Genomic DNA, 18185 nt, shown 5'->3' with positions numbered 1-18185 from the left:
CCTCATCCTGCTCCTATCGAGAGCAGGGTGGGGGCGACTCGCCGGTTTCCCCTGTTTTCCCCGCGCACCGCTGCTGGTACCCTTCGCCAGCTATCCAGAAAAGATTGAGATATCCGGCGCATGGGGTACGCTTCGCACCCTTTGCGCGTGCGGCCTGCCGTGGCGCGCCCGGTTCGATCGCTGGAAAAAACAACAAGTTCTTTCACTTGCTTGGGAGTATGGGGATGAAAAAGTACCTGGCATCGCTGGTGATGGGCGTCTGCGCCCTGGTCAGCGTGAGCGCGGCTCAGGCCGGCGCCATCGATGAAGCGGCCAAGCGCGGCACCCTGCGCGTGGGCATGGACCCGACCTACATGCCGTTCGAGATGACCAACAAGCGCGGTCAGATCGTCGGCTTCGAAGTGGACCTGCTCAAGGCCATGGCCAAGGCCATGAACGTCAAGCTGGAGCTGGTTTCCACCGCCTATGACGGCATCATCCCGGCCCTGCTCACCGACAAGTTCGACATGATCGGCTCGGGCATGACCCTGACCCAGGAACGCAACCTGCGCCTGAACTTCACCGATCCCTTCATCGTGGTCGGCCAGACCCTGCTGATCCGCAAGGACCTGGAAGGCACCATCAAGTCCTACAAGGACCTGAACGATGCGAAGTACCGCATCACTTCCAAGATCGGCACCACCGGCGAGTTCGTCGCCAAGAAGCAGCTGTCCAAGGCCCAGTACCACGGCTTCGACAACGAGCCCGAAGCGGTCATGGACGTGGTCAACGGCAAGGCCGACGCCTTCATCTACGACTCGCCCTACAACGTGGTGGCCGTCAGCAAGTTCGGCGCTGGCAAGCTGGTCTACCTGGACCAGCCGTTCACCTACGAACCGCTGGCCTTCGGTCTGAAGAAGGGCGACTACGACTCGATCAACTTCATCAACAACTTCCTCAAGCAGATCCACGAAGACGGTACCTACGATCGTCTGCACGACAAGTGGTTCAAGAGCACCGACTGGCTCAAGGACATGGAATAATCCACGTCTGACGCTGGCTGACCCGACGCGCAGGCCCTGAGCCTGCGCGTTCGCATTTTCACGGTAGAGATTCGTGGCTAGAACGAAACGCGCAACCTGGCCCTGGCACGGGCTGACCGGACTGATCCTGTTGTTGATCGGCCTGGCCCTCTGGTACTCCACCTCGCTGATTTCCTACGAGTGGCGCTGGAACCGCGTCCCGCAGTACTTCGCCTACCAGGCTGAAGAGCCACTGCGCGCGGACAGCATCTCGCGGGTGGAGAAGGTCGAGGATCAAGGCGGTAACGCCCGCGTCACGTTGGTGGACGAGGAGGGCAAGCAGCAGGTGCTGACCGTTGCGGCCGACAGCCTGCAGTTCTCCGAGAACGACGATGTCGCCGAGGGAGATGTGGTCGGCGTGACCCGCCACTGGGCTGCCGGCCCGCTGGCCTGGGGGCTGTGGACCACCGTGTGGATCTCCTTCGTTTCCGGTGCGTTCGGCCTGTTCATCGGCCTGTTCACCGGCCTTTGCCGCCTGTCGAAGAATCCGACCCTGCACGACCTTTCGACCCTCTACGTCGAGCTGGTGCGCGGCACGCCGCTGCTGGTGCAGATCTTCATCTTCTACTTCTTCATCGGCACCGTGCTGAACCTGTCCCGCGAGTTTGCCGGCGTGGCCGCTCTGGCGTTGTTCACCGGCGCCTATGTGGCCGAGATCGTCCGTGCCGGCGTGCAGTCCATCGCCCGTGGCCAGGACGAAGCCGCGCGCTCGCTCGGCCTGAACGCCGCGCAGTCGATGCGCCACGTGATCCTGCCGCAAGCCTTCAAGCGCGTGCTGCCGCCGCTGGCCGGGCAGTTCATCAGCCTGGTCAAGGACACTTCGCTGGTTTCGGTGATTGCCATCACCGAACTGACCAAGAGCGGCCGCGAGGCGATCACCACCTCGTTCTCCACCTTCGAGATCTGGTTCTGCGTCGCCGCCCTCTACCTGGTGATCAACCTGCCGCTGTCGCATATTGCGGGGCGCCTGGAGCGGAGGCTCGGCCAAAGTGATTGAAGTCCGTAACCTGACCAAGGTCTTCGACACACGCGGGCAAGTTGTGCGCGCGGTGGATGACGTCACGACCGGCGTAGCCAAGGGCGAAGTGGTGGTGGTGATCGGGCCGTCGGGCTCGGGCAAGTCCACCTTCCTGCGCTGCCTGAACGGCCTGGAAGAGTTCGATACCGGCTCGGTGAGCATCGACGGCCTCGACCTCGCCAACCCGAAGACCGATGTCAACGCCTACCGCCGCGAAGTCGGCATGGTGTTCCAGCACTTCAACCTGTTCCCGCACATGACCGTGCTGGAGAACCTCTGCTTGGCGCAGAAAGTCGTGCGCAAGCGCGGCAAGGCCGAGCGCGAGGCCAAGGCCCGTGCGCTGCTGGAGAAAGTCGGTATCGGCCAGAAGGCCAACGAATACCCGTCGCGCCTCTCCGGTGGGCAACAGCAGCGCGTAGCGATTGCGCGCGCCCTGTGCATGGACCCGAAGGTGATGCTCTTCGACGAACCCACCTCGGCGCTCGACCCGGAAATGGTCGGCGAGGTGCTGGACGTGATGAAGACCCTGGCCGTGGAAGGCATGACCATGGTCTGCGTGACCCACGAAATGGGCTTCGCCCGCGAAGTGGCGGACCGCGTGCTGTTCTTCGATCACGGCAAGCTGCTGGAGGACGCCGCCCCGGCGGAGTTCTTCGCCCAGCCCAAGGATGCGCGCGCGCAGAGCTTCCTGCGGCAGGTGCTGTGAGTTCTTCGCCTTGCTGAAAAGCCGCCCTCGGGCGGCTTTTTTGTGCCTGCTCGGTGGCAGGGATCGGCTGTTGTAGGAATGAGCTTGCTCGCGAACAAGCCCCGCTGCGGACTCTGTTCGCGAGCAAGCTCGCCCGTACGAAAAGCGATTCCGGCGACAAATTCCAGGCAAAAAGAAACCGCCCCGGAGGGCGGTTTCTTCTACAGCATCACTCGCGGTTGCGGGTCAGCAGCGCGGGACGCTCGGTCTTGCGGCGCGGTTCCAGCTCTTCCAACTGCTCCGGAGTCGGGAAGCGGTCGGTGCGGACCAGGTCGCGCTTGTTGATCACCACCGGCTGGCGGGTCGGCTTGGCGGCGCCGTACTCGCTCGGCTCACGCAGCGGAGCGTCGTTCATGCGGGACGCCGGAGCCTTGCCGCCGCGCTTGCGCTGGCCATTGGCGCCCTGGCCTTGACCCTGACTGCGACCGCCGCTACTCGGCTTTCTGGCGGTCTTGCCCTGGCCTTGGCCCTGACTTTGCCCTTGCCCACGAGGCTGGCCGCTGCCGCCTTGGCCACCTTGGGCGCCTTGGCTGCGAGGGCGCTGTTGACCCTGGCCTTGATTCTGGCCTTGCCCTTGAGCTTGACCGCCACGACGGCGCTGGCCGCGTTGCTGATCCTTGTCCGGGAACGGGCTGACGTAATCGGCGCGGTTGCCGAAGTTGTCGAAATCGTCGTCGAGGAAGACTTCCGGATCGCGATTGCCATCGCTTCTCTGTGCGCGAGCCTGCTTGGGCTGTTGCTGACGATCCTGGCCCTGCTGGTCTTGCTGGCGGGGCTGACGAGGCTGGCGCGGTTGAGCATTGGCGCTCGGCTGGGCGTCACTCGCCTGGCCTTCGCCCTTGTTCTTGCCACGACCGCCACGGCGGCGGCGCTTGCCGGCGGGCTTGTCGCCCTGGGCAGCTTCGCCTTCAGCGCCGGGAGCAGTGTTCTGCTGCACTTCGGCCTGCGGCTGCTGGGGCTTGTCCTTGTTGCGGTCCTTGCGCTCGCCGCGCTTGGCCTTGTCCTTGCGCGGCTGGCGCTGGGGAGCTTCCTTCGGCTCGGGCTGCTGGACTTCCGGCAGCACGGTGTCGGGGTCGAAGCCCAGCATGTCGCCATCGGGGATGCGCTGCTTGGTCAGGCGCTCGATGGCCTTGAGCAGTTTGTCCTCGTCCGGCGCCACCAACGAGATGGCTTCACCGGTGCGACCGGCGCGGCCGGTACGGCCGATGCGGTGAACGTAATCTTCCTCGACGTTGGGCAGCTCGTAGTTGACCACGTGGGGCAACTGGTCGATGTCCAGGCCGCGAGCGGCGATGTCGGTGGCGACCAGGATGCGCACGTCGTTGGCCTTGAAGTCGGCCAGGGCCTTGGTGCGCGCGTTCTGGCTCTTGTTGCCGTGGATCGCGGCCGCCGGCAGGCCGTGCTTGCTCAGGTACTCGGCGAGACGGTTGGCGCCGTGCTTGGTGCGGGTGAACACCAGTACCTGTTCCCAGGCACCCATGGTCACCAGATGCGCCAGCAAGGCGCGCTTCTGCACGGACGGAATGCGGAACACACGCTGCTCGATACGCTCGACGGTGGTGTTCGGCGGGGTGACCTCGATGCGCTCCGGGTTGTGCAGGAGCTTGTTGGTGAGGTCGATGATGTCTTTGGAGAAGGTTGCCGAGAACAGCAGGTTCTGGCGCTTGGCCGGAAGCCTCGCGAGGACCTTCTTCACGTCATGGATGAAGCCCATGTCGAGCATGCGGTCGGCTTCGTCGAGGACGAGGATTTCCACGCGGGACAGGTCGACGCTGCCCTGACCGATCAGGTCAAGCAGGCGGCCGGGGCAGGCGACCAGGACGTCGACGCCCTTGGACATGGCCTGGACCTGCGGATTCATGCCGACGCCGCCGAAGATGCAGGCGCTCTTGAGGGGAAGGTCGCGGGCGTAGACCTTGAAGCTGTCGTGCACCTGGGCAGCCAGCTCGCGGGTCGGGGTCAGTACCAGTACACGGGTCTGGCGCGGGCCGTGGCGGTGTTCGCGGTCCGGGTGGCCTTCGGGGAACAGGCGTTCGAGTACCGGGAGGGCGAAGCCGCCGGTTTTGCCGGTGCCGGTCTGGGCGGCAACCATGAGGTCGCGGCCTTGCAGTACGGCGGGAATGGCGCGTTCCTGGACGGGAGTGGGGCGCGCATAGCCGGCGGCTTCAACGGCGCCAGCCAGGGCCTCGGAGAGACCGAGGGAAGTAAAGGACATGCAGGGTTCCTGTAGGCCGGCGACCTGCCGGCTCAAGGGCGCGTGATTTCAAGCTCGGGGCGAGCGCTCAGCCGGAGGCTGGATGCACCCCGTCCACGATACGCCGGCGTTGCGCTGGCCGGGATCGCGGACGGTAAGCCCGGAGCAATGATCCTCAGCGGGGGAGCTTGAGGTTGTTCCAGAGCGCCAGGCTGGGTTCAGCCTGGTTCAGGGTGTAGAAATGCAGACCGGGTGCGCCGCCTTCGAGGAGGCGTTCGCACATGTCGGTGATGACCTGCTCACCAAAGGCCTGGATGCTGGCGATATCGTCGCCGTAGGCTTCCAGTTGCTTGCGAATCCAACGGGGGATTTCCGCGCCACAGGCGTCGGAGAAGCGGGCCAGCTTGGTGTAGTTGGTGATCGGCATGATACCCGGTACGACCGGGATGCTGACACCCAGTTTCTCCGCACGCTCGACAAAATGGAAGTAGCTGTCGGCGTTGAAGAAGTATTGTGTGATGGCAGAGTCGGCGCCGGCTTTGACCTTGCGCACGAAATTCGCCAAATCATCCTCGAAATTACGGGCCTGCGGGTGAACTTCCGGATAAGCGGCAACTTCGATGTGGAAGTGATCGCCGGTTTCGGCGCGGATGAATTCCACCAGTTCGTTGGCGAAACGCAGTTCACCGCTGGCCATGCCCATGCCCGAAGGCAGGTCGCCACGCAGGGCGACGATGCGGCGGATGCCGGCGTCCTTGTAGTGGGCCAGGAGGGCCGAGAGCTCGGCCTTGGTGTCGCCGACACAGGACAGGTGCGGTGCGGTGGGCACCTGCACGTCGCCGTCCAGCTGCAGCACGGTGGTCAGGGTGCGGTCGCGGGTGGAGCCGCCGGCACCGTAGGTGCAGGAGAAGAAGTCGGGCTTTTTCGCGGCCAGCTGGCGTGCGGTGGCCAGCAGTTTTTCATGGCCGGCTTCGGTCTTGGCGGGGAAGAACTCGAAGCTGAAACGGCGTTCTTTCTGACTCATGGTCGTTCCTTCGGCGCCGCGTCATCGCGTGGCTGCCGGCATGTGCCGTCGACTTCAGAAGTAACGGCGGTAGTGGTCTATCTTCGTGCGCAGTCGCTCGGCGCTGGGCTCATGCACATGGCCGAGAACGGCCAGGATGCGCTGCGACTGCCCATGGTATTGGGCAATCTTGCTCCGCGCCCAGGTCGAGGGTGGCGGCTGCAGGTTGGTGATCCGGTCGCACAGCTTGACGATCGCATACTGCGGCGCGCCGGCCGCCAGCCTTTCGAGGTAGATGTCGAACGGCAATTTCTCGCCATTCACCACCTTGCTCAGGCGCTGGGCGCCTTCGGCGACGAACTCGCCGAAACGCGTCTGCAGTTCCTCGAAGGGCACCGGGGTGTCTTCGAGCACGTCGTGCAGCAGGGCGATCTGGACGGTTTCCGCCAGGCGCTGGATGGGCGCTTCGCGGTCGGCCGCCATCACTTCGTTGGCCACCATCGCCAGGTGGACCGCATAGGGCAGCGTCGAGGCGGTCAGCGTCTGCCCGGCGTGAGCGCCGGCGGCGAAGAGCCAGGCCTGGTTGTAGCTGTCCTGCAGGTCCATGCATGTCTTCCGGATGGCGCTGGATGGCAAAAGGGGCAGACGATTGCTCGTCTGCCCCCTGGCACATCAGTAGCGGTAGGTGTCCGGCTTGAACGGGCCTGCCACGGTCACGCCGATGTACTCGGCCTGTTTCGGGGTCAGCTGGGTGACGACTCCACCGAAGCCTTTCACCATTTCCAGGGCCACTTCTTCGTCGAGCTTCTTGGGCAGCACTTCGACGGTCAGGCGCTCGGCTTTCTTCTCGGCAGAAAGGTCAGCGTACTTCTGCTCGAACAGGAAGATCTGCGCCAGCACCTGGTTGGCGAAGGAGCCGTCCATGATGCGGCTCGGGTGGCCGGTGGCGTTGCCCAGGTTCACCAGGCGGCCTTCGGCCAGCAGGATCAGGTAGTCGTCGTTGGCTGGATCGAAGTCGCCGGCGCCGGTGCGGTGGATCTTGTGCACCTGCGGCTTGACCTCTTCCCAGGCCCAGGTCTTGCGCATGAAGGCGGTGTCGATCTCGTTGTCGAAGTGACCGATGTTGCACACCACGGCGCGCTTCTTCAGCGCTTTCAGCATGCCGGCGTCGCAGACGTTGACGTTGCCGGTGGTGGTGACGATCAGGTCGATCTTGCCCAGCAGAGCGGCGTCAACGCTGGCTTCGGTGCCGTCGTTCAGGCCGTTCTTGTACGGGGAAACCAGCTCGAAGCCGTCCATGCAGGCTTGCATGGCGCAGATCGGGTCGATTTCGGAAACCTTCACGATCATGCCTTCCTGACGCAGCGACTGCGCGGAGCCCTTGCCCACGTCGCCGTAGCCGATCACCAGGGCCTGCTTGCCCGACAGCAGGTGGTCGGTGCCGCGCTTGATGGCGTCGTTCAGGCTGTGACGGCAGCCGTACTTGTTGTCGTTCTTGCTCTTGGTGACCGCGTCGTTGACGTTGATCGCCGGGACTTTCAGGGTGCCGGCCTTGAGCATGTCGAGCAGGCGGTGCACACCGGTGGTGGTCTCTTCGGTAACGCCGTGGATGCGCTCGAGCATCTGCGGGTATTTCTTGTGCAGGATTTCGGTCAGGTCACCGCCGTCGTCCAGCACCATGTTGGCGTCCCACGGCTGGCCATCCTTGAGGATGGTCTGCTCGATGCACCACTCGTACTCCTGCTCGGTCTCGCCTTTCCAGGCGAATACCGGGATGCCGGCGGCGGCGATGGCAGCGGCGGCCTGATCCTGGGTGGAGAAGATGTTGCAGGACGACCAGCGCACTTCGGCGCCCAGCGCGGTGAGGGTCTCGATCAGCACGCCGGTCTGGATGGTCATGTGGATGCAGCCGAGGATCTTCGCGCCTTTCAGCGGCTGGCTGGCGGCGTACTTGCGGCGCAGGCCCATCAGAGCCGGCATTTCGGACTCGGCGATGATCAGCTCGCGGCGGCCCCAGGCGGCCAGGGAAATGTCGGCGACTTTGAAGTCGGTGAAACCGGCAGGCGTCATGACAGCGCTCATGCGTAACTCTCCATTCGTTGTCTGCGAATGGGCGCCGTTGATGCGTTTGGCGATCGGCGGTTGCCGACCGTGACGCGCCCCATCCGAGCCTGACAAGCCGAAGCGAATCGACCTGCTGCAGCGCCCCTCGGACAGGTGGCGGGAACGACTCAGGCAGTGCCGGCCGTTATTGAAGCTTGCGGATTATAGCCATGGCGCATGACAAGCCAAAGGCTTTTGGTCGCGATCCGGATTGGATCGCGCCTCGGTTCCCCGCCGCGCCCGCGCCAGGGGCCGTGAAAACCCTGGCGCGGGCGTCGTTCGGGGATCGTTGGGGCCCGCGGAAGCAGGCGCCGATTGTCAGTCGTAGGGCGCATAAAGCGGCACGCTTTATTCGCCGATCCTGGCTTTTGGACCGACGGACGGCGGATAACGCCTGAGGCGTTATTCGCCCTACGGAGGCTTTAGATCACGCCGCTGTCGCGCAGCTTGCCGATGGCGGCCGGGTCCAGGCCGAGCACGCCCTCGAGGATTTCCTGAGTGTGCTGGCCGAGGGTCGGCGGGGCGTTGCGGTACTCGACGGGGGTCTCGGACAGGCGGATCGGGCTGGCCACCTGCGGCACGCTGCCGGCCAGCGGGTGTGGCAGGTCCACGCGCAGGCCGCGGGCGATCACCTGCGGGTCGGCGAACACCTGCGCCAGGTCGTTGATCGGGCCGCACGGCACGCTGGCCTGTTCCAGCAAGGCGATCCACTCGGCGGTGGTGCGCATCACAGTGGATTGACGGATCAGCGGGATCAGCACCTCGCGGTGCGCCACGCGCGCCTGGTTGGTGGCGAAGCGCTCGTCGGTGGCCCATTCCGGGTGGCCCGCCAGTTCGGCGAACTTGCGGAACTGCCCATCGTTGCCAACGGTGAGGATGAGGTCGCCATCGGCGGTGGGGAAGTCCTGGTACGGCACGATGTTCGGGTGCGCGTTGCCCAGGCGACGCGGCGGGTTGCCGGTGGTCAGGTAGTTCAGGGTCTGGTTGGCCAGGCAGGCGACCTGCACGTCCAGCAGCGCCATGTCGATGTGCTGGCCGATGCCGCTGACGTCACGGTGGGCGAGGGCAGCGAGGATCGCGGTGGACGAGTACAGGCCGGTGAGGATGTCGGTCAGCGCGACACCGACCTTCACCGGGCCGGCGCCTTCCTCGGCGTCGGAGCGGCCGGTCAGGCTCATCAGGCCGCCGAGGCCCTGGATCATGAAGTCGTAGCCGGCACGCTTGGCGTAGGGGCCGAACTGGCCGAAGCCGGTGATCGAGCAATAGATCAGCTTCGGGTTCAGCGCTTTCAGTGAGTCGTAGTCCAGGCCGTAGGCTTTCAGCCCGCCGACCTTGAAGTTCTCCAGCACGATGTCGGCGTTTGCCGCCAGTTCGCGCACCAGGCGCTGGCCTTCGGGCTGGGTGAAATCGATGGTCAGGGATTTCTTGTTGCGGTTCGCCGACAGGTAATACGCCGCTTCGCTGGTGTCGCGGCCGTCTGCATCCTTCAGGAACGGCGGGCCCCAGGCTCGGGTGTCGTCGCCGCTGCCGGGGCGCTCGATCTTGATCACTTCCGCGCCGAGGTCGGCGAGGATCTGCCCGGCCCAGGGGCCGGCGAGAACGCGGGAGAGGTCGAGGACACGGATGTGCGAAAGGGCGCCGGACATGCAATCACCTGCAGCGTGAATAGGGGCGGGGAGGGCGCAGTGCGGGGACTCCACGGTCCTCCCCGGGGCCTCTCGGGCGAGAGGTAAAACGTGCGCCGGCTCGACTCTTGATGAGCTCGGGCCGGCGCGAGGCGCTTAGAAGAACGCCTGGATACCGGTCTGGGCGCGGCCGAGGATCAGCGCGTGGACGTCGTGGGTACCTTCATAGGTGTTCACCACTTCCAGGTTGACCAGGTGGCGGGCAACGCCGAACTCGTCGGAGATGCCGTTGCCGCCGAGCATGTCGCGGGCCAGGCGGGCAATGTCCAGCGCCTTGCCGCAGCTGTTGCGCTTCATGATCGAGGTGATTTCGACGGCGGCGGTGCCTTCGTCCTTCATCCGGCCCAGGCGCAGGCAGCCCTGCAGGGCGAGGGTGATGTCGGTCTGCATGTCGGCCAGTTTCTTCTGGATCAGCTGGTTGGCGGCCAGCGGGCGGCCGAACTGCTTGCGGTCCAGGGTGTACTGGCGAGCGGTGTGCCAGCAGGCTTCGGCGGCACCCAGGGCGCCCCAGGAGATGCCGTAGCGGGCGGAGTTCAGGCAGGTGAACGGACCACGCAGGCCGCGCACTTCCGGGAAGGCGTTCTCTTCCGGGCAGAACACGTTGTTCATCACGATTTCGCCGGTGATCGAGGCGCGCAGGCCGACCTTGCCGTGGATCGCCGGGGCGGACAGGCCTTCCCAGCCTTTTTCCAGGACGAAGCCGCGGATCTGGCCTTCGTCGTCCTTGGCCCAGACCACGAAGACGTCGGCGATCGGGCTGTTGGTGATCCACATCTTGGCGCCGGTCAGGCGGTAGCCGCCGTCGACTTTCTTGGCGCGGGTGATCATCGAGCCCGGGTCGGAACCGTGGTCCGGCTCGGTCAGGCCGAAGCAGCCGATGTATTCGCCGCTGGCCAGTTTCGGCAGGTATTTCTGCTTGGTGGCTTCGTTGCCGAATTCGTTGATCGGCACCATCACCAGGGAAGACTGCACGCTCATCATCGAGCGGTAGCCGGAGTCGATGCGCTCGACTTCACGGGCGATCAGGCCGTAGCACACGTAGTTCAGGCCGCTGCCGCCGTATTGTTCGGGGATGGTCGCGCCGAGCAGGCCGGTTTCGCCCATCTCGCGGAAGATCGCCGGGTCGGTCTGCTCATGGCGGAAGGCTTCCAGCACGCGCGGGGCCAGCTTGTCCTGGGCGAACTGATAGGCGCTGTCGCGCACCATGCGCTCTTCTTCGGTGAGTTGCTGATCCAGCAGCAGCGGATCTTCCCAGTTGAAGCTTGCTTTGGTCGCCATGGAGAAACCTCGAACGCAGACGGTGAATGACCCGCACAAGTCTAGGCGGGCTCGGTGTGGGCCATCCTAGTCAGCCGTCGGGAAGCCGGGCAACCGACTAATTCGCATGCTGTTGTGCTATTTTGTCACTCCGTAAATACAGGATTGCAGCGACTATTCGCGATAACGCCTCTGTTCAAGGTGTTTGCAGCGAGTCTCGCGCATCGCGATATTCCGAAGAGGCATTCGATGCGACGCAAAATCCCGACCACCGCGGCGCTGGTCGCCTTCGAATCCGCCGCCCGCCACGAGAGTTTCACCAAGGCCGCCGACGAGCTGTCGCTGACCCAGAGCGCGATCTGCCGGCAGATCGCCACGCTGGAGGAGTTCCTCGGTGTCGAGCTGTTCCGCCGTTCACGGCGTGGGGTGAAGCTGACCGAGGCGGGGCTCAACTACAGCCGCCGCGTCGCCCAGCGCCTGGACGCCGTGGAGCGCGACACCCTGGCGGTGATGGGCCAGCAGGGTGGCGGCACGCTGGAACTGGCCGTGGTGCCGACCTTTGCCACCCAGTGGCTGCTGCCGCGGCTGAAGGACTTCAAGCGCCTGCACCCGGAAGTCACGGTCAACCTGACCAACCGCACCCGGCCCTTCCTGTTTGCTGACACCGAGTTCGATGCTGCGCTGTATTTCGGTGACGGTGTTTGGTCCGGTACGGTGGCCAACTTCCTCATGCACGAGAACCCGGTGCCGGTGTGCAGCCCCGAGCTGCTGGGCGGGCGCAGCGAGCTCTCGGCCGCCGAGATATCCGCGCTGCCACTGATGCAGCAGACCACCCGGCCCTACGCCTGGCGCCAGTGGTTCGGCTCGCTGGGCATGAGCGTGGCGCACGACATGAGCGGCACCCGCTACGAACTGTTCTCCATGCTCGCCCAGGCCGCGATGCACGGCATGGGAATGGCGCTGATCCCGCCGATGTTGATCCAGCAGGAGCTGGCCGACGGCAGGCTGATCGTGCCGATGCAACATGCCTATTTGAGCGAAAATGCCTATTACCTGATGATTCCCGAGCGCAAGGTGGAGTCGGCGACCTTGGGCGCGTTCCGCGACTGGCTGGTCGACGAGGCCGCGCAATACCGCGCCGAAGCCGGGCTCGGCTGAGCCATGGCAAGGTGCCTGAGGCGGGGCTGATCCAGACTTGCATAGCCGGCGGGGCTTTCCCCGTCATCGCGCTCACGAGGCGCAACCTCCCAAGAAGGAGCTTCCATGAATTTCCATACCCGCAAATGGGTCAAGCCTGAAGACCTCAACCCGAACGGCACCCTGTTCGGCGGCAGTCTTCTGAAGTGGATCGACGAAGAAGCGGCGATCTACGCCATCGTCCAACTGGGCAACCAGCGCGTGGTCACCAAGTTCATCTCGGAGATCAACTTCGTCAGTTCCGCGCGCCAGGGCGACATCATCGAGCTGGGCATCACCGCCACCGAGTTCGGCCGCACCTCGATCACCCTGAGCTGCGAAGTGCGCAACAAGATCACCCGCAAGAGCATTCTCACGGTCGACCGGATGGTCTTCGTCAATATCGGCCCGGACGGCCAGCCGGCACCCCATGGCCGCACCGAGATTCTCTATATCAAGGACCAGTTCAAGGACGACGCCATTCCGCAGCCCTGATGGCTGACTTGCCAAGGTGATTGCCTGCGGGCCCGGAGCCAAGCCGATCCCCGGCGAAAACCTTTGCATTTGCGTCGATTGAGTGTGAGCCTTTGCCCGCCCACGGCGGGCATGGGCCGACGCTGCTCCCCGCCGATCTTGCAGATTGACTGCATCAGAACAATGACCGGGGAGAGACCATGCACACCACCTTCGCATCCGCGCTGCGCCAACTGGCCGTGGCTACCTGCGCCAGCCTGTTGCTGGCCGGCGCCGCGCACGCCGCACCGCTCAAGGCTGACATCAAGCCTGAGGCAGGCACCTTCAAGATGGGCATGCAGCCCTGGCTGGGCTACGGCCAGTGGTACGTGGCTGAGCAGGCCGGTGCCTTCAAGGCCAACGGCCTGGAGCAGGTCGAACTGGTCAACTTCACCGAAGACAAGGACATGAACGCCGCCCTGGCCAGCGGCCAGATCGATGGCGGCAACCTCGCCACCCACACCGCCATGGCCATGGTCGCCGCCGGCCTGCCGGTGAAGATCGTCCTGCTGCTGGACCAGAGCACCAGCGCCGATGCACTGATCGTCGATCCGTCGATCAAGACCCTGACCGACCTCAAGGGCAAGCAGGTCGCCTACGAAGAAGGCACCACCAGCGACATCCTTTTGCACAGTGCCCTGCGCAAGGCCGGCCTGACCATCGCCGACGTGCAGCCGGTGCCGATGCCCGCCGCCAGCGCCGGTAGCGCACTGATCGCCGGGCAGGTTCCGGCCGCGGTGACCTACGAGCCGTACCTGTCCGCCGCCAAGCAGCAGAACCCCAAGGTCAACCTGCTGTACAAGGGCTCGGATGATCCGGGCATCATCAGCGACGTGTTCGTGGTCCGTGATGAAGTGCTGAAGGAGCGTCCCGGCCAGGTGCTGGCGCTGATCAAGAGCTGGGAAGCCGGCCTCAAGCACTACAACGAGAAGGGTGCCGAAGGCCGCGCGGCCATCGCCAAGGGCGTGGGCGCCGACGAGTCCGAGCTGACCAGCGCCTTCGACGGCGTGCACTTCTACTCGGTGAAAGAGAACAAGGCTGAGCTGAAAGGCAGCTTCCAGAAAGGCTCCTTCGAGCACATCCAGAAGGCTGCCAGCGAAGCCGGCATCCTGCAGCAGCCGGTCACTCCGGCGCAGGCCATCGACGCGCGTTTCGTCGAAGCCCTCTGATGCCCCTCTGAAGTGCCACGCGCGCCGGCCCCGAGCCGGCGCGCGTCTTTGACCGTTCGACGAGTCCTGCATGAAAGCCCGCAAATCCAACCCGCTGTTCACCATCGGCAAGCCGATTGCGCAGCGCCATTTTCTGCTTATCGGCGGCGCCGTGTTCGTCCTGCTGGCGCTGCTCTGGTGGCTGGCCGGCGCCAGCGGCACGGTGCCGAAAATCTTCCTGCCGGCACCCGGCGATGTCTGGGCGCGCATGCTCAAGCTGGCGGCCGACGGCACCCTGTGGTCGGACCTTAAAGTCAGCGTGTACCGCATCGCCGTCGCCTTCCTGGTGTCCTCGGCGATGTCCATCGTGATCGGCGTGTTTGCCGGCTGCTACGGCTTCTGGAAGGCCGCCACCGAGCCGCTGGTGGACTTCGTGCGCTACATGCCGGTGGTCGCCTTCGTCCCGCTGACGATCCTCTGGGCCGGCACCAGCGACTTCCAGAAATTCCTCATCATCTGGATCGGCACCTTCTTCCAGCAGGTGCTGATGGTGATGGATGCCATCAAGCGCGTGCCGGCGGACTTCGTCGGCCTCGGTCGCACCCTCGGCATGCCGGACCGCCACATTCTGCTGAAGATCGTTCTGCCCAGCGCGCTGCCGGGCATCTGGGATGCATTGAGGATCAGCCTCGGCTGGGCCTGGACCTGGCTGGTGCTGGCCGAGCTGGTGGCCGCGACCTCGGGCCTGGGCTATCGCATCACCGTGTCCCAGCGCTTCTTCCAGACCGACACCATCATCGGCTACATCCTTCTGCTCGGCTTCCTCGGCCTGATCACCGACCAGGCCATGCGCGCCGGCGAGAAGGTCCTGTTCCGCTACAACCGGAGACGCAGCTGATGGCGACCCTGGAAATTTCCGGCCTGAACAAGAGCTTCGCGGTCGGCAAGGAACGCCGCGAGGTGCTGCGCCATATCGACCTGACCCTGGCGGACAACGAGTTCGTTTCCATCGTCGGCACTTCGGGTTGCGGCAAGAGCACGCTGCTGTCCATCGCCGCCGGCCTGGAAGAATTCGACAGCGGCAGCGTGAAGGTCGATGGCGTGCCGATCGCAGGGCCCGGTCTGGACCGTGGCGTGGTGTTCCAGTCCTACACCCTGTTGCCCTGGCTCACCGCGCGGCAGAACGTCGAGTTCGCCCTCAAGGCGGCTGGCATGTCCCGCGCGCAGTGCCGCGAGATTGCCGACGAACACCTGGAGCTGGTGAAGCTGACGAAGTTCGCCGAGGCCTATCCGAATGAGCTTTCCGGTGGCATGAAGCAGCGCGTGGCGATTGCCCGTGCGTTGTCCTACCGGCCGAAGATCCTGCTGATGGACGAGCCCTTCGGCGCGCTGGACGCCATGACCCGCCACCAGATGCAGGAGCTGCTCACGCGCATCTGGGAAACCCACCGGCTGACGGTGATGTTCGTTACCCACGACGTGGAAGAGGCGGTGTACTTGTCCGACCGTATCGTGGTGATGGGGCTGGGGCCGGGGCGGATCAAGACGACCTTCGACGTGAAGCTCGGCCGCCCGCGCCACGAGGACATGGCCGCCAGCGCCGAGTTCATCGACCTGCAGCGCCAGGTACTGCGCTCGATCCGCGAAGAAGAGCAGGGCGTCGCCGCCCTGTAATTCTGCTCATCGGTGTTACCAGCGGCCGGAGGCTCCACCGCCGCCGCTGGAGCCACCGCCGCCACGGAAACCGCCGCCCCCACCGCCACCTCCGCGCCCGCCACGGCCGATCGAGCTGATGATCGTCATGAGCAGTTGCAGCACGCCCATGGTCAGCCACATCGGTGGCAGGAAGAAGAGGTACAGCACCAGGGGAATCGAGAAGGCGCCGATCATCTGTTGTTGCAGTGCGATGGGGTTGGTTTCGGCGGCCAGCAGCACGCCTGCGGCAATACCGCCGACCAGCCCACTGCACAGCAGGTAGCGGCCCATGCTGCGCTGGCGCATCCACGACACCGGCAGCAGCATGCCCAGCAGGGGCACACCGACCAGCAGGCCGAGCAGCGCCACCAGGCGCGCGGGTGGAATCTCTTCGGCGGCGCTGGCGTTGCGGTTGGAGTAGGCGTCGCTGTAGTTCTCGGCCGGGCCCGTCTGCGGCAGCTGATCCGCTGCGTTCTCGTCGGGTTCGGCGGGGGCCGCCGCTGGCGGTTCTACCAGCGCTACCAGGCTGTCCACGCCGGCCTGGATGCCACCGGCGAAGTCACCAGTCTTGAAGTGCGGGACTATGGTGTCGCGGATGATGCGCCCGGCCTGCACGTCGGTGATGGTGCCTTCCAGGCCGTAACCGACCTCGATGCGCAGCGCGCGGTCATTCTTGGCAACCACCAGCAGCACACCGTCATCCACGCCCTTGCGGCCCAGTTTCCACTGTTCGAAGGCTCGTACCGCGTAGTCCTCGATGCTGTCCTCGCCGGTAGTGGGGATCAGCAGCACGGCGATCTGCGCGCCCTTGCGCTGCTCCAGACCGGCGAGCTGGCTTTCCAGCTGCGCGCGCTGGCTCGCGTCGAGGGTCTGGGTGAGGTCGGTGACGCGGGCGCTGAGCGGCGGGATGGCGACCGGCGCGGCTTGCAGCACGGCCGCCCAGCACAGCAGCAGGGCGGCCAGCAGCCAGCGCGGCAGGGTCATTGCGCGGGCTGCGCCGGCGCGTTGCCGAAGTCCACTTTAGGCGCGGTGGAGATGGCGGCTTCGTTTTCCACGCTGAAGTTGGCCTTGGGCTTGTAGCCGAAGATCTTCGCGGTGATCACCTGCGGGAACTGGCGAATCATCACGTTGTACTCCTGCACGGCCTTCACATAGCGGCCGCGGGCGACGGTGATGCGGTTCTCGGTGCCTTCGAGCTGGGTCAGCAGGTCCTTGAACAGGCCGTCCGCCTTGAGCTGCGGGTAGTTCTCGGAAACCACCATCAGGCGCGACAGCGCCGAGCTGAGCTGGCCCTGGGCCTGCTGGAAGCGCTTGAGCGCCTCCGGGTCGTCCAGTTGATCTGCATTGATGGTTGTGCTGCCGACCTTGGCGCGTGCCTCGGTCACCTGGGTCAGGACGGAGGCCTCATGGGCGGCGTAGCCCTTCACGGTGCTGACCAGATTGGGGACCAGGTCGGCGCGGCGCTGGTACTGGTTGAGCACTTCCGACCAGGCGGCCTTCACCTGTTCGTCGCCGGCCTGCATGGCGTTATAGCCGCAGCCGGAGAGCAGGGTGACGAGGATGTAGCCGGTGAGAAACTTGATCAAACGTGGCATGGCGGGCGCTCGTGCTGGCGAAAAGGCCCAGTCTAGGTCAGTTCCGGCTGACAGGTCAGATGGAAATGTCCGAAACAGCCGGTGCTTGCCGGTAACGGGGTGGCTCAGGGTAGAATCGTTCTGGTCTATACCAGGAGTTCGTTTCCGTGCTCGCCACTACCCTGGTGCTGCTGGCCGCCCTGCTGCACGCCACCTGGAACACCCTCGTCAAATTCAGCAATGACCGTCTGCTGGTGGTCGCCTGCATGGACATGGTCGGCCTCGCTGCCGGGCTGGCCTTGCTGCCCTGGATCGAGATTCCCCCTGCCGAAGTCTGGCCCTGGCTGCTGGCCGCCGTGTCATTGCAACTGGTCTACCGGGTGCTGCTGATCCAGGCCTACAAGGTCGGCGACCTGGGGCTGGTCTACCCGCTGATGCGCGGGCTGTCGCCGCTGGTGGTGCTGGCGCTGACGCTGTACTTCGGTGGCGAACACCTGACCGACAAACAGATTCTCGGCATCCTGCTGATCCCGGTCGGCATGCTGTTCCTGCTCAAGGGCGGCGGCGGCTCGAAACTGCCATGGATCGCCTATCCCACCGTACTGCTGATGGGCCTGTGCATCGGCAGTTACACCTGGACCGATGGCAACGCGCTGAAGCTCTGGCCCAAGCCTCTGGACTACCTGGTCTGGCTGTCGCTGCTGTCCGGCCTGCCGTTCCCGCTGGTGGCGCTGGTCGGGCGAACCCGCGCCTTCGCCAAGTTCTGGATCAGCGACTGGAAACTGGGCCTGAGCGTCGGCTTCTGCGTGCTGCTCAGCTATGGGCTGGTGCTCTGGGCCATGCAGCTGGGCTCCATCGCCGAGGCCGCCGCGCTGCGCGAAACCAGTGTGCTGCTGGTGGTGCTGTTCGGCATGCGCTTCCTCAAGGAGCCTTTTGGCCTGCCGCGCCTGGCCGCGTGCAGCCTGGTACTGGCGGGCATGCTGGTGATGAAGCTCTGAGGATTGGCCCCGGCT

General features: G+C 65.0%; 17 protein-coding genes and 1 riboswitch. Of the genes, 9 read left to right on the top strand and 8 right to left on the bottom strand.

Translation table 11 applies throughout. The features are described from left to right. Positions 1 to 224: 224 nt before the first annotated feature. The 3 genes from CTR55_RS23895 to CTR55_RS23885 all read left to right on the top strand — a co-directional run bounded on the left by CTR55_RS23895 (position 225) and on the right by CTR55_RS23885 (position 2785). Positions 225 to 1022: a transporter substrate-binding domain-containing protein gene (locus CTR55_RS23895; protein ID WP_296289982.1), complete on the top strand. Its 798-nt coding sequence runs from the start codon at positions 225 to 227 to the stop codon at positions 1020 to 1022. A gap of 73 nt (positions 1023 to 1095) precedes the next feature. Continuing rightward, positions 1096 to 2058, top strand: a complete 963-nt coding sequence (locus tag CTR55_RS23890) for an amino acid ABC transporter permease (RefSeq protein WP_296289980.1) — start codon at positions 1096 to 1098, stop codon at positions 2056 to 2058. Next, positions 2051 to 2785, top strand: coding sequence for an amino acid ABC transporter ATP-binding protein (locus CTR55_RS23885; protein ID WP_296289978.1), 735 nt, complete (start codon positions 2051 to 2053; stop codon positions 2783 to 2785). The genes CTR55_RS23890 and CTR55_RS23885 overlap by 8 nt, the downstream gene beginning before the upstream one ends. A gap of 208 nt (positions 2786 to 2993) precedes the next feature. On the opposite strand, the gene CTR55_RS23880 is transcribed toward CTR55_RS23885, so the two are convergent. The 6 genes from CTR55_RS23880 to CTR55_RS23855 all read right to left on the bottom strand — a co-directional run bounded on the left by CTR55_RS23880 (position 2994) and on the right by CTR55_RS23855 (position 11087). After that, complete coding sequence (locus CTR55_RS23880) at positions 2994 to 5039, bottom strand: DEAD/DEAH box helicase (protein WP_296289976.1); 2046 nt, start codon at positions 5037 to 5039, stop codon at positions 2994 to 2996. 154 nt (positions 5040 to 5193) lie between these two features. Further along, positions 5194 to 6042, bottom strand: a complete 849-nt coding sequence (gene metF, locus CTR55_RS23875) for a methylenetetrahydrofolate reductase [NAD(P)H] (RefSeq protein WP_296289973.1) — start codon at positions 6040 to 6042, stop codon at positions 5194 to 5196. A gap of 54 nt (positions 6043 to 6096) precedes the next feature. Next, positions 6097 to 6627, bottom strand: a complete 531-nt coding sequence (locus tag CTR55_RS23870; RefSeq protein ID WP_296289971.1) for an HD domain-containing protein — start codon at positions 6625 to 6627, stop codon at positions 6097 to 6099. 66 nt (positions 6628 to 6693) lie between these two features. Next, entirely contained in the window at positions 6694 to 8103 is a 1410-nt protein-coding gene (gene ahcY / locus CTR55_RS23865; RefSeq protein ID WP_236199115.1) for an adenosylhomocysteinase, read from the bottom strand. Between the two features lie 22 nt (positions 8104 to 8125). Beyond that, positions 8126 to 8238, bottom strand: a riboswitch (S-adenosyl-L-homocysteine riboswitch). 308 nt (positions 8239 to 8546) lie between these two features. Continuing rightward, positions 8547 to 9770 carry a CaiB/BaiF CoA-transferase family protein gene (locus CTR55_RS23860; protein WP_296289966.1) on the bottom strand — a complete coding sequence of 408 codons (1224 nt, stop codon included), beginning with the start codon at positions 9768 to 9770 and terminating at the stop codon, positions 8547 to 8549. Positions 9771 to 9905: 135 nt separating this feature from the next. Then, entirely contained in the window at positions 9906 to 11087 is a 1182-nt protein-coding gene (locus tag CTR55_RS23855; RefSeq protein WP_296289965.1) for an acyl-CoA dehydrogenase, read from the bottom strand. 228 nt (positions 11088 to 11315) lie between these two features. On the opposite strand from CTR55_RS23855, the gene CTR55_RS23850 reads away from it, so the two are divergent. The 5 genes from CTR55_RS23850 to CTR55_RS23830 all read left to right on the top strand — a co-directional run bounded on the left by CTR55_RS23850 (position 11316) and on the right by CTR55_RS23830 (position 15577). Continuing rightward, positions 11316 to 12224 carry a LysR family transcriptional regulator gene (locus CTR55_RS23850; RefSeq protein ID WP_296289963.1) on the top strand — a complete coding sequence of 303 codons (909 nt, stop codon included), beginning with the start codon at positions 11316 to 11318 and terminating at the stop codon, positions 12222 to 12224. A 105-nt stretch (positions 12225 to 12329) separates the two neighbouring features. Continuing rightward, complete coding sequence (locus CTR55_RS23845) at positions 12330 to 12737, top strand: hotdog domain-containing protein (protein WP_192435919.1); 408 nt, start codon at positions 12330 to 12332, stop codon at positions 12735 to 12737. A 179-nt stretch (positions 12738 to 12916) separates the two neighbouring features. Beyond that, positions 12917 to 13924: an ABC transporter substrate-binding protein gene (locus CTR55_RS23840; RefSeq protein ID WP_296289959.1), complete on the top strand. Its 1008-nt coding sequence runs from the start codon at positions 12917 to 12919 to the stop codon at positions 13922 to 13924. 70 nt (positions 13925 to 13994) lie between these two features. Next, positions 13995 to 14801: an ABC transporter permease gene (locus CTR55_RS23835; protein ID WP_296289957.1), complete on the top strand. Its 807-nt coding sequence runs from the start codon at positions 13995 to 13997 to the stop codon at positions 14799 to 14801. After that, on the top strand, positions 14801 to 15577 hold the full coding sequence (locus CTR55_RS23830; RefSeq protein ID WP_296289955.1) for an ABC transporter ATP-binding protein: 777 nt from the start codon (positions 14801 to 14803) through the stop codon (positions 15575 to 15577). The genes CTR55_RS23835 and CTR55_RS23830 overlap by 1 nt, the downstream gene beginning before the upstream one ends. 15 nt (positions 15578 to 15592) lie before the next feature. Here CTR55_RS23830 and CTR55_RS23825 read toward each other — a convergent pair whose 3' ends face one another. Then, positions 15593 to 16582 (bottom strand): YgcG family protein, encoded by a 990-nt coding sequence (locus CTR55_RS23825; RefSeq protein WP_296289954.1) that lies wholly within the window; start codon positions 16580 to 16582, stop codon positions 15593 to 15595. Further along, positions 16579 to 17193, bottom strand: coding sequence for a LemA family protein (locus CTR55_RS23820; RefSeq protein WP_296289953.1), 615 nt, complete (start codon positions 17191 to 17193; stop codon positions 16579 to 16581). The genes CTR55_RS23825 and CTR55_RS23820 overlap by 4 nt, the downstream gene beginning before the upstream one ends. A gap of 146 nt (positions 17194 to 17339) precedes the next feature. On the opposite strand from CTR55_RS23820, the gene CTR55_RS23815 reads away from it, so the two are divergent. Next, the gene (locus tag CTR55_RS23815) at positions 17340 to 18170 is read left to right on the top strand and encodes an EamA family transporter (RefSeq protein WP_296289951.1); all 831 of its coding nucleotides are present in this window, start codon (positions 17340 to 17342) and stop codon (positions 18168 to 18170) included. Positions 18171 to 18185 lie beyond the last annotated feature (15 nt).

Source organism: Pseudomonas sp., assembly GCF_002796985.1.
GTDB lineage: Bacteria > Pseudomonadota > Gammaproteobacteria > Pseudomonadales > Pseudomonadaceae > Pseudomonas.
The sequence above is the reverse complement of the archived record's forward strand: the minus strand, read 5'-3'. Positions and strand labels throughout refer to the sequence as shown.

Bases quoted from the DNA above. Each gene is read 5' to 3' on its own strand.
- CTR55_RS23820 (WP_296289953.1), bottom strand. From the start codon at position 17,193: ATGCCACGTTTGATCAAGTTTCTCACCGGCTACATCCTCGTCACCCTG.
- CTR55_RS23825 (WP_296289954.1), bottom strand. From the start codon at position 16,582: ATGACCCTGCCGCGCTGGCTGCTGGCCGCCCTGCTGCTGTGCTGGGCG.
- CTR55_RS23845 (WP_192435919.1), top strand. From the start codon at position 12,330: ATGAATTTCCATACCCGCAAATGGGTCAAGCCTGAAGACCTCAACCCG.
- CTR55_RS23870 (WP_296289971.1), bottom strand. From the start codon at position 6,627: ATGGACCTGCAGGACAGCTACAACCAGGCCTGGCTCTTCGCCGCCGGC.
- CTR55_RS23860 (WP_296289966.1), bottom strand. From the start codon at position 9,770: ATGTCCGGCGCCCTTTCGCACATCCGTGTCCTCGACCTCTCCCGCGTT.
- CTR55_RS23895 (WP_296289982.1), top strand. From the start codon at position 225: ATGAAAAAGTACCTGGCATCGCTGGTGATGGGCGTCTGCGCCCTGGTC.
- CTR55_RS23850 (WP_296289963.1), top strand. From the start codon at position 11,316: ATGCGACGCAAAATCCCGACCACCGCGGCGCTGGTCGCCTTCGAATCC.
- CTR55_RS23835 (WP_296289957.1), top strand. From the start codon at position 13,995: ATGAAAGCCCGCAAATCCAACCCGCTGTTCACCATCGGCAAGCCGATT.
- metF (WP_296289973.1), bottom strand. From the start codon at position 6,042: ATGAGTCAGAAAGAACGCCGTTTCAGCTTCGAGTTCTTCCCCGCCAAG.
- CTR55_RS23855 (WP_296289965.1), bottom strand. From the start codon at position 11,087: ATGGCGACCAAAGCAAGCTTCAACTGGGAAGATCCGCTGCTGCTGGAT.
- CTR55_RS23840 (WP_296289959.1), top strand. From the start codon at position 12,917: ATGCACACCACCTTCGCATCCGCGCTGCGCCAACTGGCCGTGGCTACC.
- CTR55_RS23830 (WP_296289955.1), top strand. From the start codon at position 14,801: ATGGCGACCCTGGAAATTTCCGGCCTGAACAAGAGCTTCGCGGTCGGC.
- CTR55_RS23880 (WP_296289976.1), bottom strand. From the start codon at position 5,039: ATGTCCTTTACTTCCCTCGGTCTCTCCGAGGCCCTGGCTGGCGCCGTT.
- ahcY (WP_236199115.1), bottom strand. From the start codon at position 8,103: ATGAGCGCTGTCATGACGCCTGCCGGTTTCACCGACTTCAAAGTCGCC.